General features: G+C 61.6%; 14 protein-coding genes. 4 read left to right on the top strand and 10 right to left on the bottom strand.

Going from position 1 to position 12878, the window contains the following annotated elements; genetic code table 11:
• Positions 1 to 19 precede the first annotated feature (19 nt).
• Positions 20 to 1426 (top strand): adenosylmethionine--8-amino-7-oxononanoate transaminase, encoded by a 1407-nt coding sequence (locus tag AC1RBR_RS25185; RefSeq protein ID WP_492567033.1) that lies wholly within the window; start codon positions 20 to 22, stop codon positions 1424 to 1426.
• A gap of 203 nt (positions 1427 to 1629) precedes the next feature.
• Complete coding sequence (locus tag AC1RBR_RS25190) at positions 1630 to 2349, top strand: 16S rRNA (uracil(1498)-N(3))-methyltransferase (protein WP_096795744.1); 720 nt, start codon at positions 1630 to 1632, stop codon at positions 2347 to 2349.
• Positions 2350 to 2442: 93 nt separating this feature from the next.
• Here AC1RBR_RS25190 and trhA read toward each other — a convergent pair whose 3' ends face one another.
• The gene (gene trhA, locus AC1RBR_RS25195; protein ID WP_047596560.1) at positions 2443 to 3060 is read right to left on the bottom strand and encodes a PAQR family membrane homeostasis protein TrhA; all 618 of its coding nucleotides are present in this window, start codon (positions 3058 to 3060) and stop codon (positions 2443 to 2445) included.
• 394 nt (positions 3061 to 3454) lie between these two features.
• Here trhA and AC1RBR_RS25200 point away from each other — a divergent pair, with 394 nt between their 5' ends.
• Entirely contained in the window at positions 3455 to 4426 is a 972-nt protein-coding gene (locus AC1RBR_RS25200; RefSeq protein ID WP_492563214.1) for an IS110 family RNA-guided transposase, read from the top strand.
• 72 nt (positions 4427 to 4498) lie between these two features.
• Complete coding sequence (locus tag AC1RBR_RS25205; RefSeq protein WP_226500916.1) at positions 4499 to 5413, top strand: LysR family transcriptional regulator; 915 nt, start codon at positions 4499 to 4501, stop codon at positions 5411 to 5413.
• Positions 5414 to 5524: 111 nt separating this feature from the next.
• Here the strand turns inward: AC1RBR_RS25205 and madM are convergent, their stop codons facing one another.
• The 9 genes from madM to mdcA form a co-directional block, all read right to left on the bottom strand.
• Complete coding sequence (gene madM, locus AC1RBR_RS25210; protein ID WP_492567035.1) at positions 5525 to 6289, bottom strand: malonate transporter subunit MadM; 765 nt, start codon at positions 6287 to 6289, stop codon at positions 5525 to 5527.
• 1 nt (position 6290) lies between these two features.
• Positions 6291 to 6707: a malonate transporter subunit MadL gene (gene madL, locus AC1RBR_RS25215; RefSeq protein ID WP_095137518.1), complete on the bottom strand. Its 417-nt coding sequence runs from the start codon at positions 6705 to 6707 to the stop codon at positions 6291 to 6293.
• Positions 6708 to 6773: 66 nt separating this feature from the next.
• Positions 6774 to 7694: a malonate decarboxylase subunit epsilon gene (gene mdcH, locus AC1RBR_RS25220; protein WP_492567037.1), complete on the bottom strand. Its 921-nt coding sequence runs from the start codon at positions 7692 to 7694 to the stop codon at positions 6774 to 6776.
• Complete coding sequence (locus AC1RBR_RS25225; RefSeq protein WP_492567039.1) at positions 7691 to 8311, bottom strand: malonate decarboxylase holo-ACP synthase; 621 nt, start codon at positions 8309 to 8311, stop codon at positions 7691 to 7693. The genes mdcH and AC1RBR_RS25225 overlap by 4 nt, the downstream gene beginning before the upstream one ends.
• Positions 8305 to 9090: a biotin-independent malonate decarboxylase subunit gamma gene (gene mdcE, locus AC1RBR_RS25230; protein ID WP_456018130.1), complete on the bottom strand. Its 786-nt coding sequence runs from the start codon at positions 9088 to 9090 to the stop codon at positions 8305 to 8307. The genes AC1RBR_RS25225 and mdcE overlap by 7 nt, the downstream gene beginning before the upstream one ends.
• A complete protein-coding gene (locus AC1RBR_RS25235; protein WP_492567041.1) occupies positions 9087 to 9938 on the bottom strand; it encodes a biotin-independent malonate decarboxylase subunit beta in 852 nt (283 codons plus the stop codon). The genes mdcE and AC1RBR_RS25235 overlap by 4 nt, the downstream gene beginning before the upstream one ends.
• Positions 9931 to 10230, bottom strand: coding sequence for a malonate decarboxylase subunit delta (locus tag AC1RBR_RS25240; RefSeq protein ID WP_492567043.1), 300 nt, complete (start codon positions 10228 to 10230; stop codon positions 9931 to 9933). The genes AC1RBR_RS25235 and AC1RBR_RS25240 overlap by 8 nt, the downstream gene beginning before the upstream one ends.
• The gene (locus AC1RBR_RS25245; RefSeq protein ID WP_492567044.1) at positions 10230 to 11102 is read right to left on the bottom strand and encodes a triphosphoribosyl-dephospho-CoA synthase; all 873 of its coding nucleotides are present in this window, start codon (positions 11100 to 11102) and stop codon (positions 10230 to 10232) included. Before AC1RBR_RS25245 ends, AC1RBR_RS25240 begins: the two co-directional genes overlap by 1 nt.
• Positions 11102 to 12772 carry a malonate decarboxylase subunit alpha gene (gene mdcA / locus AC1RBR_RS25250; protein ID WP_400497374.1) on the bottom strand — a complete coding sequence of 557 codons (1671 nt, stop codon included), beginning with the start codon at positions 12770 to 12772 and terminating at the stop codon, positions 11102 to 11104. Before mdcA ends, AC1RBR_RS25245 begins: the two co-directional genes overlap by 1 nt.
• Between the last annotated feature and the right edge of the window lie 106 nt (positions 12773 to 12878).

Genomic DNA, 12878 nt, shown 5'->3' on the forward strand with positions numbered 1-12878 from the left:
CGCCTCGAGGAGACTGTAAATGGGCCTGAATAACCAGTGGATGCAACGCGACCTCGCGGTGCTGTGGCATCCCTGCACCCAGATGAAAGACCACGAACAGCTGCCGCTGATCCCGATCAAGCGCGGTGAAGGCGTCTGGCTCGAAGACTTCGAAGGCAAGCGCTACCTCGATGCCGTCAGCTCCTGGTGGGTCAACGTGTTCGGCCACGCCAACCCGCGCATCAACCAGCGGATCAAGGATCAGGTCGATCAGCTGGAACACGTGATCCTCGCCGGTTTCAGCCATCAACCGGTGATCGAGCTGTCCGAGCGTCTGGTGAAGATGACCCCGGAAGGCCTGAACCGGGTGTTCTACGCCGATAACGGTTCGTCCTGCATCGAAGTCGCGCTGAAAATGAGCTTTCACTACTGGCTCAACCGCGGCCAGCCAAACAAAAAGCGCTTCGTCACCCTGACCAACAGCTACCACGGCGAAACCATGGCAGCGATGGCGGTCGGCGACGTGCCGCTGTTCACCGAGACCTACAAAGCGCTGCTGATGGACACCATCAAGGTGCCGAGCCCGGATTGCTACCTGCGCCCCGAAGGCATGAGCTGGGAAGAACACTCGCGCAACATGTTCGCGGCCATGGAACAGACGTTGGCTGAGCATCATGACAGCGTTGCAGCGGTGATCGTCGAGCCGTTGATTCAGGGCGCCGGCGGCATGCGCATGTATCACCCGGTGTACCTCAAGCTGCTGCGCGAAGCCTGCGACCGCTACGGCGTGCACCTGATCCACGACGAAATCGCCGTCGGCTTCGGCCGCACCGGCACCATGTTCGCCTGTGAGCAGGCCGGCATCCGCCCGGACTTCCTCTGCCTGTCCAAGGCCCTGACCGGCGGCTACCTGCCACTGGCGGCGTGCCTGACCACCGACGAGGTCTATAGCGCGTTCTACGACGACTACCCCACCCTGCGCGCCTTCCTGCATTCGCACAGCTACACCGGCAACCCGCTGGCCTGTGCAGCCGCGTTGGCGACGCTGGATATCTTCGAACAGGACAACGTCATCGAGAACAACCAGACCCTGGCCCGGCGCATGGCCTCGGCCACTGCGCATCTGGTCGATCACCCGAATGTCAGCGAAGTGCGCCAGACCGGCATGGTGCTGGCGATCGAGATGGTCAAGGATAAAGCCACCAAAGAGGCCTACCCTTGGCAGGAACGTCGCGGTTTGAAGGTGTTCCAGCATGCGCTGGAGCGCGGCGCGTTGCTGCGGCCGCTGGGCAGTGTGGTGTATTTCCTGCCGCCGTATGTGATTACCCCGGAGCAGATCGACTTCCTCGCCGAAGTCGCCAGCGAAGGTATCGACATCGCCACCCGGGACAGCGTCAGCGTGGCGGTGCCGAAGGATTTCCACCCCGGTTTCCGTGATCCGGGCTAAGCCTTCGCTCTGCCCCCTGTGGCGAGGGAGCTTGCTCCCGCTGGAGGCCGAAGGACTCCCTATCCCGAGCGATGCGGTATTACAGACATACCGCGCTGACAGGATTTGCGACTGCTGCGCAGTCGAGCGGGAGCAAGCTCCCTCGCCACAAAAGCAAGACATCAGTAAGCCGTCACTCTGAGCCAATTTTTTAGAGACCCGAAATGAGACTGTCCCGCTTCTTTATCGACGCCCCCCTGAGCACCGGCGAACACGAACTGCCGGAAGCCCAGGCGCATTACATCAGCCGCGTACTGCGCATGGCCGAGGGCGATGCGGTGCAGTTGTTCGACGGTTCCGGCCATGAGTTTCGCGGCTCGCTGGTGGAAGTCGGCAAGAAACGCGTCGTCGTGCAGATCGACGAACAGCTCGCCGGCCAGATCGAATCGCCGCTGCAGATCCACCTCGGCCAGGGCCTGTCCCGGGGCGAACGGATGGACTGGGCGATCCAGAAAGCCACCGAGCTGGGCGTGACGGAAATCACCCCGATCTTCAGCGACCGCTGCGAAGTCCGCCTGAAGGACGAACGCGCCGACAAACGCCTGCTGCACTGGCGTCAGGTGGCGATCAGCGCCTGTGAGCAGTGCGGCCGTTCGCGGGTGCCGGTGATTCATCCGCCGGTGTTGTTGGCCGACTGGCTGAAGCAAACCCAGGCTGAGTTGAAACTGGTGCTGCACCCGGTGGCGGAGCCATTGGTGAGCCATGCCAAACCGGCGACGCTGGCGTTTCTGATCGGGCCGGAGGGTGGTTTGTCGGATGCCGAGGTTGAGCAGGCCAAGGGCAACGGCTTCCACGCTGCCCGCCTCGGCCCGCGAGTGTTGCGTACCGAGACCGCGCCAGTGGTTGCACTGGCGGTGGCTCAGCAACTTTGGGGCGACTTCTAAAGCGCTAAAAGATCGCAGCCTCCAGCAGTTCCTACAGATGGATCGCGTTTCAACTGTAGGAGCTGCCGCAGGCTGCGATCTTTTGATCTTGCTTCAGAGGACATAAAACAGAATCGCCACAAAGTGCAGCAGACTCCCGGCGATCACAAACAAATGCCAGATCCCGTGCGCATGCCGCAACCGGTGATCCAGGGCAAAAAAGATGATCCCCACGGTGTACAACACCCCGCCCGACGCCAGCCAGGCGAAACCGGTAGTGCCCAGCGCCGCAATCAACGGCTTGACCGCCACCAGCACGATCCAGCCCATCACCGCATAGATCACGATCGACAGGATCCGCGCCTCCGAGCGTGGTTTGATTTCCTGCAAAATGCCGATCAGCGCCAGCCCCCAGACAATCCCGAACAGTGTCCAGCCCCAGGGCCCGCGCAGCGTCACCAGACAGAATGGTGTGTAGCTGCCGGCGATCAGCAGGTAGATCGAAAAGTGATCGACCTTCTTCATGATCGCTTTCTTGCGCCCGCGCACGCTGTGATACACGGTCGAGGCGCTATAGAGCACCAGCAAGGTAAAGGCGTAGATCGCCACGCTGACAATTTTCCACGGACTGCCGTCGAGGCTGGCAATCACCAGCATCCACACGCCGCCGATAAACGCTGCCACTGCCCCGACCAGATGCGTCCAGGCGTTGAGTTTTTCCCCGTGATACATGTGTCGCTCACCTCGTTATTCGTTACCGCAGCGCGCAAGGCTCGGGCCTTGAGCGTAAAAGCGCAATGTTTCCATTCAACACGATCCCTGCAGGAGCTACCGAAGGCTGCGATCTTGGCTTTCCAAGATCAACAGATCGCAGCCTTCGGCAGCTCCTTGTATCTCGACTATCGCTCCGTCAGGAGCGATAGTTCTCGACTGATCATCGAGGGAGGGACTTGGAAGCCGTGCAGCTCCTTAGGCTTTTTGCCTGTGATGTAGATCGTGCTCCAGCCCTCCACACTCACTCATATAGTTCGAACGGTATCTTGGGCCCGTCTCTGGCGAGAGCTCGCATTCGCAAGGTTGGACAGAGTGCAGTGATGATCGAAAACGGATCAATGGAGAGACAGTCATGTCCAGTTTCGTCGGTGTCGATGTCGCTAAAAATACCTTTGATATCGCCACGCACTTGCCGAACGGCAAGCACAAAACCAAGGCCAAGCTGCCTAATAACTCGAAGGGTTTCAAAGAATTTGAAGCTTGGTTGAACAAGCAGGTCGAGCCTACAGCCTTGATCGTGATGGAAGCCACCAGCATCTATCACCTGGAACTTGCCGAGTTCGTCTACAGCAAGGGTTACCGGGTCTGTGTCGTCAATCCGGCCACGACCCATGCTTACGCCGACAGCGAGTTACGCCGGATCAAAACCGATAAAAGCGACGCCAAACTGATCGCTGATTTTGCTCGGGAAAAGGCTGAAAAGCTTCAGCTTTGGGCACCGGAGCCACTGAAATACCGCCAACTGAAGGCGATGGTGCGTCGGCTGGATGATCTTCAGGAAATGGAACAGATGGAGCTCAATCGTCTGGATGTGTCCGACGAAAAGGTCAAAGACTCGATCAACTCCGTTCTGCGCCACATCGAAAAAGAGATCGCTGAAACGCACAAAGCGATCAAGAAACACATCGACGATGATCCGGACATGCGCCAGATGCGCGACTTGATCGTGACCATCGACGGTATCGGGCAGAAAACCCTTGAGCGGCTGCTGGCCGAACTGGGCGACCTGCGCAAATATGACGACCCTCGCAAACTGGTCGCTGCTGCGGGGTTGAACCCAAAGCTGCAGGACTCGGGAAAGCTCAAAGGCAGAACAGTGATTTCCAGGATCGGATCGGCTCGCGTCCGCGCGGGTCTGTACATGCCAGGCCTGGTAGCGCTGAAGCACAACGAGGCGATCATCGCCATGAAGGAACGCTTGAAGGCCAATGGCAAGGCGCCCAAACAGATCATCTGTGCAGCCATGCGCAAGTTGCTGCACTTCGTTTACGGAGTGCTCAAATCGGGCCAACCATTTGACCCGAAATTGGCACTTGCCCGGTAAGGGGCAAGACGGTATCTACAAAGAGCGGCGCATACCGGGCACAATCGGCCGATACCAAAAAGAGTCCGCGCCATGCTGATCGACGAAGAATTGACCCTGAAAAAACTCGAGGTGTTCCTCGCCTTCATGCGCACCGGCAATCTGGCGCGCGCCGCTGCCGAGTTGCAGACCAGCAATGTCAGCGTGCACCGGGCGATCCATTCGCTGGAAAGCGCCCTGCGCTGCCCGCTGTTCAAGCATGAAGGGCGCAACCTGACGCCACTGGAAAGCGCCTACGTGCTCGAAGAACGCGCGCAGAAGCTGATCCAGGACGTGGTCGAAAGCGTACGTCTGACCCGCGAGGCCGCCGGATTCTCCGCTGAACGCTTCAAGCTCGGCTCGCTGTATTCGCTGACAGTGAAAACCGTACCGCAACTGATCATGGGCCTGAAGATCCGTCGCAGCGAACTCAACATCGACCTGATCCTCGGCTCGAATATCGACCTGCTCTACAAGCTGAAGAACATGGAAGTCGACGCGATTCTGGTGTCGCTGGACGACACGGTCAGCGACCCGGACTGCGAGCAGATCCCGTTGTTCTCCGACGACATTTTCCTCGCCACGCCGGCAGATTCAAGATTCGCCCAGCGTCAGGAAGTCGATCTGGCGGAGGTGCGCGACGAAACCTTCATCACCCTGACCCAGGGCTTCGCCACCCATCAGGATGGCATCCGGGTGTTCAAGCAGGCTGGGTTCGAGCCGAAGGTGGCGATGCAGGTCAACGACATCTTCACCTTGCTGAGCATGGTCAGCTCGGGGGTGGGTTATGCGTTGCTGCCCGGGCGGATTGCGGCGGTGTACGAGAACCGGGTGAAGCTGATTCCATTGCAGGAGAAGTACCGCTTGCAGCAGCACATTGGCGTGGTGTTCCTGAAGGCCAAGGAGCGTGATCCGAATCTGCTGGCGTTGCTGGCGGAGTGTCGGATGTATGCCAATCGCCAGACCTGACACCGCGTCGCGCCCTTCGCGAGCAGGCTCGCTCCCACATTTGGAATGCATTTCCCTGTGGGAGCGAGCCTGCTCGCGAAAGCGTCAGCCCAGACAACTCAAATTCCGGACCTAGCCCACAATCCCGCGAACAATGAAAAACAACAGCGAAGGCCCGAGCAAACAGCCAAGCCCGGTGTGGAACGTCGCCGTCAACGCCCCATAAGGCACCAACCGCCGATCCGTCGCCGCCAGCCCCGCCGTCACCCCACTCACCGTCCCGGCCAGGCCGCCAAACACCATCGCCGAACGCGGGTTATCCAGGCCCATCCAGCGCGCCGCGACCGGCGTGCCGACCATCACCAGAATCGCCTTGATCAACCCGGTGGCAATCGACAGTGCCATCACATCCGAGGTCGCGCCAATCGCCGCACCAGTCACTGGGCCGACGATGTAGGTCACCGCGCCCGCGCCGATGGTGGTCATGCTCACCGCATCGCGATAGCCGAAGGCCCAGGCCATGCACGCGCCGACAATGAACGGCAGGATTGTGCCCAGCAGCAGCGCAATCACACCAATCATCCCGGCCTTCTTCGCCTCGGTCGCCTGCACTTCAAATGCGGTGGCGACGATCGCGAAATCACGCAGCATCGCCCCACCCATCAGACCGATGCCGGAGAACAGCGTCAGATCCGCCAGGCCTTTCTGGCCGCCCGTCAGGGTGCCACCGACCCAGGCCAGCACCAGGCCGATGACGATGGCAATCGCCGAGCCGTGAATGCGCCCGAACGTCAGGCGCTTGGAGAGAACCACCGACACCCACATGATCACACCGACGAAGGCGAATGCGGTGATCAGGCCGTTGTGTTCCAGACCTTTTTCAATGAGATCCCACATATCAGCGACCTCCTACCGGGGTGCCGACCGGGGAGATTTCCGCCGGTTCGTCAGGCAAGGGTTCGCCCTTGTGAGTACGGCTGATCAAGGCAATCGTGCAGCCACAAATCACCACCGAACCAATGGCCGCCAGCACCGCCACCGGGCCGCCGTGCAGGGCGGTGACGACGTTCTGTTGCGCGGCCATCGCCACCACCACCGGAATGTACATTGCGCCCCAGAAGCCGACGCCCATCTCGCAATCCTTGGTCATGCCGCCGCGTTTCTGCATCCACAACCGCGCGCAGATCAACAGGATCATGGCGATGCCGACCCCGCCGACGTTGGATTTGACACCCAGCAACACGCCGAGCATGTCACCCATGATCACCCCTGCCAGCGTACAGATCGCCAACAGCGCCACACCGTAAATAATCATTGTTGTAGTCCTCAAAGTGCATCGTCGAATGTTGTTTTTGTTGTTCGAAGCCTGAGTCGCGGCGGTTTATGGTCGGCGGCCACCCTCCTCTCGCAACAGCGCCTGCAAGGTGTCCAGACGCGCACTGTCAAAGGCAGTGACCGTGCCCGATTCGAACACCCGGCGCGCCAGCCCGGTCAGCACCGCACCGGGCGGCAGTTCGATCTGTAGCCGCACGCCGCGCTCGTAAGCGCTTTGCACGGTGCCGCGCCAGTCCACCACGCGGCACATGTTGAAAGCGAGGTCATCACGCAAGGCATCTGGCTTGACCAGCGGACGCGCGCGACTGCCACTCAGGTAAGCGATTTTCGGAGTCTTCAGTTCAACTTTGGCGAAAGCCTCGGCGAGGGTTTGCGCAGGTTTTTCCAGTAACGGGCAGTGCGACGGCACGCTCACCGCCAGGCGTTTCGCCAGACCGGCGCCACAACTGCGCGCCAGTTCCGCGACCGTTTGCATGGCCTTGTCGCTGCCGGCAATCACCACCTGGTTATCGGCATTGATGTTGGCCAGGTACACCGGCGACTGCGCGCTGTGCACCTGCGCCAGCAGCGTTTCGACGGTGGATAATTGCAGACCGATGATCGCGGTCATGCCATAGCCCTGTGGATAAGCCTGCTGCATCAACTCGCCACGCAGGCTGACCAGATGCAGCGCATCGCTGAAGCTCAAGGCCCCGGCGACCACCGCTGCCGGGTACGCACCGATGGACAGGCCGGCGACGTAATCCACCTCGGATTCACCCTGCAGCAATTGTCGTGAGGCAGCGACGCCGGCGATCAGCAGGCACAGCTGAACCGCCCTTGTCGTGCGCAATGCTTCGCCGCAATCCAGCAGCAAGACATCTTCACCGAGTACGTCGCTGGCCTCGATCAAGGTTTCCCGAGGCAAACGCTGAAGCATGCCCGGTTGCTGCGCGCCCTGGCCGGGGAACACCAACAGGCTGCTCACGCTGCCTGCTCCTGCGGGTTCCATGGGTCAGTGACCAGACACGCTTGATCGGCGTTTTTCAGCAGCACCCGGGCAGAACCGCTGGCCCATTCGCGCAAAGCCACTGCACCGAACGGGGTCTGCAACTGCATGTCGACCCGGCACACAGCTTGATCAAAGAACTCGACCAGTTTGCGTGCCTGATTGCGAGTAATCAGCTGCGGGGTACGCAGAATCAGATCGAGATCACTGGCCGCGTGCATCGCTCTAAAACCACTGGCCAACTCAAACCCGACACTGCCGCTGACACCCCAGACCCAACCGCAATCATCGAGCATCGGCCGCAGTTGTTTGAGTGCCTGCATCACCGGTAAATCACGCTCGCAATCGACATGACACAGCGCCTCAGGACTAACGCGACAGGCAATCGAATCGACCGGCATGAACGCCGCCAGCCGCTGCTCACGCACCGCACCGCGCACGCCCACCGCGACCCAACCTTCAGCGCTCACCGCCCGCCGCACCACCACCGGTTGCCCGGCAGCCAGCGACTCGATCGCCCACTGCGGCGCATCCGCCGGCAACTGCTCCGGGGTCATGCCCCACAGCAGGTCGTGGGCCAGTGGCAGGTTCACCACTGCGCCCTCAGCAGTTCACGCACGCGGCTGGATGCCTCACGGTTTTTCGCGCCGAGACGGTTGCTCAAGTCAGTGCTGGAGATATCGTCGATGGCCTGTTTCAGGCACTCGGTCACCCGCGCCAGATCTTCCACAGTCGGCTGCTCGATCTGCTGCACCGACAGGGTTTCCCAAAGCAATCCGAGGCTGGCATAGCTGTCGATGTCGTAGGCCATCGGCGGCACGCTGGCGGCCAGCGCTTCCAGTTCCTCGACACTGCGTAAGGTCACCCGCGCCGCCGAAGCCTTGCCCATCGCATGCACCATCACCCCGGGATCGCGCAGGGCAATCAGCCGGTTGGCTTGATAACCGTGGGCAAGAAACGCCCCGGACATCGCCTTGCCCACCAGCAGCGCAATCACCGGATGCCCGGCCAAACGCGCACGGGCATAACTGTCCGCCGCACCGGCCAGCGCCTGATGAATGCCGAGGGCTTCTTCGCGACGACCGTAAGCCTGGCTCGGGACATCGACGATGGCGATGATCGGGCGCTTCTGCGCTTTGTCGCGATCAGCCGTGATCGCGTCATCCACAGCCTTGGCCAGCCCCCAGCCTTCGAGCAAACCGACTTCGCCATTGCGAGCCCGTGGGAAACGGTTGTCGGGGTCAGCAACCACAGCAATAAAGCGTCCGAGTTCGCCGTCGGCGACCTTCAACGATGGCGGCAAACCTTCAACCTCTACAGCGCCAGCGCTCAACGCGTTAAACCAGTTCAAACCGCGCACGGAATAGCTACTCATGAGCGCTCTCCTTGATACAGATCGCGAACCACGGAAGGCTCGATTTGCTTGTCAGTGTCGAGGCCGGCCAGACGTTGCAGGAACCACTCGGCACGCTGACTGCGCGGTTGCGTCGGCAATCCTTGCTGCAGTAATTCGCCGACCTGCTGACGAATCTGCGCCACATCATCGGCGACATAACGATCCACCAGATCACTGGCAAACCGCTGCTCGCCACCGGTCAGGCTCCAGATGAAGGGCCGGTCGCGGGAGTCGTATTCCTCGATCCCGGCTTCCTGCTCGATCACCTGCGGCCCGTTCAAACCGAGACGTGCTTCCTGGGTCACCAGCAAATAACTGCACAGCGCAGCGGCAATCGACATGCCGCCGAAACAACCCACGCTGCCCGCCACCACCCCGACCACCGGTTGGTACTGCTGCAAGTCGACAATCGCTGCGTGAATATCCGCAATCGCCGCCAGCCCGAGGTTGGCTTCCTGCAAGCGCACGCCACCGGTTTCCAGCAGCAACACAGTGCGAGTCGGGATGCCCTTGCGATTGTCTTCGGCGGCCAGTTCCAGCGCGCCGGCAATCTTCGCCCCGCCGACTTCGCCGAGGCTCCCGCCCTGAAACGCGCCTTCAATCGCGGCGATCACCACCGGCAAACCCTCGAGGTTGCCCTTGGCTATCACCACGCCATCATCGGCCTGCGGCACCACGCCCTGGCGTTCAAGCCACGGCGACATGACCCGTTGAAACGGGTCGAGCAATTCGCGGAAGGTCCCGGCATCGAGCAAGGCTTTCGCCCGTTGCCGCGCACCGAGTTCGACGAAGCTGTGCTTGTGCAACAGCGCTGCGCTGTCAGTCATGGCCGATCTCCTCGAAACCTTGTTCCAGGCGCAAACGCACCACACCCGGCGTAGCGCCGAAATCGTGGATATCGATGGCCATCGCCGGTGGCGTGGGGCCGTCGAACATCCGCGCAAACAGATGTTGCCAGCGCTGCTGCGCACCGTTGACCGAGGTCTGGACATTGATCGTCAGCTTGCCGGCCAGCCCCGGTTCGATCAGCACTTCCAGATCGCCCGAGCCGACACAACCGACCAGCGCCCGCCCGCGTGGCGGCTGCCCGGCGGGGAATTCAAAGGATAAGGTTTCCATCAAAACGCTCCCTGAAGGATGCCGTCGCGCTCGATTCGGTCGAGCAGCAGCGTGGCGGCGAGCAAGTCGGCGGCGCCACCGGGCGAGGCATTCAATGCGATGAGTTGTTGATCCAGTTCGTGCAGGCGCCGACGTCCGCTGAGGCTGGCGCTGCCGCCGGCATCGAGCACCGCTTGCGCGCCGTGTTGCATGGCGTGCAGTCCCTGTTCACCGGCGCGGTAGAGCACGCAGGTGTCGGCCAGATCGGTCATGATCGCCAGCAGCGCATCGAGCCGGGCGTTCTGTTCGCCGTGGCCGCTGGCGCGGCTGCGTTTGAGTTGCGGCAGACCACGTTGCAGCACTGACGGGAAGCCGAGTTGCGCTTCCTCACGGGCACCACGTGCGCCGTAACGCAGGGCGACTTGTGCGCCGTGGCTCAGCGGTTTTGGTGCGTAGCGATCATCCAGCAAGGCCAGACGTGCGGCGCGAAGAGAGACTGCGTTGGCGCTTGAGGATTTCGGTTCCAGCGCAGCGGCGGTCACCAGTAATCCCAATGCCCAAATTGCCCCGCGATGGGTATTCACCCCGTTGGTGGTCGCGAGCATCGCTTGCTCGCCTTCGCGACCGATGTGGCCAATCGCTTCGCGCAACGTTGAATCGACTGCGCCGATTTCAACTGCTGCTTCAGCCATTTCCTTGAACGCCGGCCACAACGACAACGCCGAGGCGTGCATCAAGCCCAGGTGCAGATCGGTGTGCGCGCCATTGCCACGCCGATCCACCAGCGCCGGTTTCGGCGACAGATCGGCTTCGTCGATCAGCGCATCCACCGCCAGATCGGCCAGGTGTTCGCTCAGACTGAGGGGTTTCGCTTGCAGGTTAAGTGCGTGCATTACCAGCTCCTGAACTTGGCGGGCGGGTTGTAAAGGCCGCCGGACCACTCGACCAGATCGGCCACGCTTTTCGCCGCCAGCAGTTCGCGGGTGGCGTCGGTGCGGCGGATGCCGAGGTCTTCGGGCAAGGCGATCAGGCCTTCGCGGCGCATGCGTTCGGTATCTTTCGGGTTATGGCGCAGACCGATGGCGGTGACGCCGGCCACCGCGGCGATCATCGCCTGACGCTCTTCCAGCGAGCGCGCCTTGTACAGGTAGGCGATGCCTTCCTCGGTGAGCAGGTGGGTGACGTCGTCGCCGTAAATCATGATCGGCGCCAGCGGCATGCCGCTTTTCTTCGCCACCTCCACCGCGTCGAGAGTTTCGACGAAGGTCGGTTTGCCGCCCTCCTGGAACGTCTCGACCATTTGCACGACGAGTTTCTTGCCGCGTTCGAGCATCGGTTGCTGCGCGTCGTCGTGGCGCATGTCGAGCCACGCCGGGGTGCCGTGACGCCGACCGCGCGGGTCGTGGCCCATGTTCGGCGCACCGCCGAAACCGGCGAGACGACCACGGGTCACGGTCGAGGAATGCCCGTCGCCATCGACCTGCAACGTCGCGCCGATAAACAGATCCACCGCGTACTGCCCCGCCAGTTGGCAGAACATCCGGTTGGAACGCAGCGAGCCGTCGCGGCCGGTGAAGAACACATCCGGGCGCGCGGCGATGTAGTTTTCCATGCCCAGTTCGGTGCCGAAGCAGTGCACGCTTTCTACCCAGCCGCTTTCGATCGCCGGGATCAGCGTCGGGTGCGGGTTGAGCGTCCAGTTGCGGCAGATCTTGCCTTTGAGGCCGAGGGATTCGCCGTAAGTCGGCAGGATCAGCTCGATGGCGGCGGTGTTGAAACCGATGCCGTGGTTGAGCGACTGCACGTTGTGTTTTTCGTAGATCCCGCGAATCGCCATCATCGCCATCAACACGTGCACCGGTTTGATGTGCCGTGGGTCGCGGGTAAACAGCGGTTCGATGTAGAACGGCTTGTCGGCCACCACCACGAAATCGACCCATGAGGCGGGGATATCCACGCGGGGCAGTTCGCTGACGTCATCTACCAGTTGGTTGACCTGGACGATGACGATGCCGTCGCTGAACGCCGCCGGTTCAATCAGTGCCGGGGTGTCTTCGGTGCTCGGGCCGGTGTAGATGTTACCGGCGCGGTCGGCCATGAACCCGGCCGAAAGCACGACGTTGGGGATCAGGTCCACCACCAGCCGCGCGTAGAGTTCGATGTAGGTGTGGATCGCGCCGATTTCCAGCAGGCCGTCTTCGAGCAACTGGCTGATGCGCAGGCTCTGGGTGCCGGCGAAGGAGAAATCGAGCTTGCGGGCGATGCCGCGTTCGAACAGATCGAGGTGCTCGGAGCGACCGACGCTGGGCATGATCATGTGCAGATCATGCAGCTTGGCCGGGTCAGCCTTGGCCAGCGAACGGGAAAGGAAATCCGCCTGCTTCTGGTTGTTGCCCTCCAGCACCACACGGTCGCCGGGATGAATCAACGCTTCGAGCGCGGCGACGATCTTGTCGCTGGGCAACACCACACCGTCGGCCAGCCCGCGCACCTTGTCGAGACGCCGCTGCTTCTCGTCACGCCGCCGCGTCCAGCGCGAGTCGGGGGAAATTGTTGTTGTCATGCTCACTCCACGGGGTTCGCTGTCGTGGAGCTACGTTAGGCGTGTGGGTTGGGGGCATCAATCAAGCGCAGAGGTGAATCATTACGCTGAGCGTAACGTTCGCCGA

The sequence above is a fragment of the Pseudomonas sp. GW823-FHT01D03 genome, assembly GCF_058798255.1.

Excerpts from the sequence above, each read along its gene's own strand:
- AC1RBR_RS25185 (WP_492567033.1), top strand. The coding sequence starts at position 20 with ATGGGCCTGAATAACCAGTGGATGCAACGCGACCTCGCGGTGCTGTGG.
- AC1RBR_RS25190 (WP_096795744.1), top strand. The coding sequence starts at position 1,630 with ATGAGACTGTCCCGCTTCTTTATCGACGCCCCCCTGAGCACCGGCGAA.
- trhA (WP_047596560.1), bottom strand. The coding sequence starts at position 3,060 with ATGTATCACGGGGAAAAACTCAACGCCTGGACGCATCTGGTCGGGGCA.
- AC1RBR_RS25200 (WP_492563214.1), top strand. The coding sequence starts at position 3,455 with ATGTCCAGTTTCGTCGGTGTCGATGTCGCTAAAAATACCTTTGATATC.
- AC1RBR_RS25205 (WP_226500916.1), top strand. The coding sequence starts at position 4,499 with ATGCTGATCGACGAAGAATTGACCCTGAAAAAACTCGAGGTGTTCCTC.
- madM (WP_492567035.1), bottom strand. The coding sequence starts at position 6,289 with ATGTGGGATCTCATTGAAAAAGGTCTGGAACACAACGGCCTGATCACC.
- madL (WP_095137518.1), bottom strand. The coding sequence starts at position 6,707 with ATGATTATTTACGGTGTGGCGCTGTTGGCGATCTGTACGCTGGCAGGG.
- mdcE (WP_456018130.1), bottom strand. The coding sequence starts at position 9,090 with ATGAGTAGCTATTCCGTGCGCGGTTTGAACTGGTTTAACGCGTTGAGC.
- AC1RBR_RS25235 (WP_492567041.1), bottom strand. The coding sequence starts at position 9,938 with ATGACTGACAGCGCAGCGCTGTTGCACAAGCACAGCTTCGTCGAACTC.
- AC1RBR_RS25240 (WP_492567043.1), bottom strand. The coding sequence starts at position 10,230 with ATGGAAACCTTATCCTTTGAATTCCCCGCCGGGCAGCCGCCACGCGGG.
- AC1RBR_RS25245 (WP_492567044.1), bottom strand. The coding sequence starts at position 11,102 with ATGCACGCACTTAACCTGCAAGCGAAACCCCTCAGTCTGAGCGAACAC.
- mdcA (WP_400497374.1), bottom strand. The coding sequence starts at position 12,772 with ATGACAACAACAATTTCCCCCGACTCGCGCTGGACGCGGCGGCGTGAC.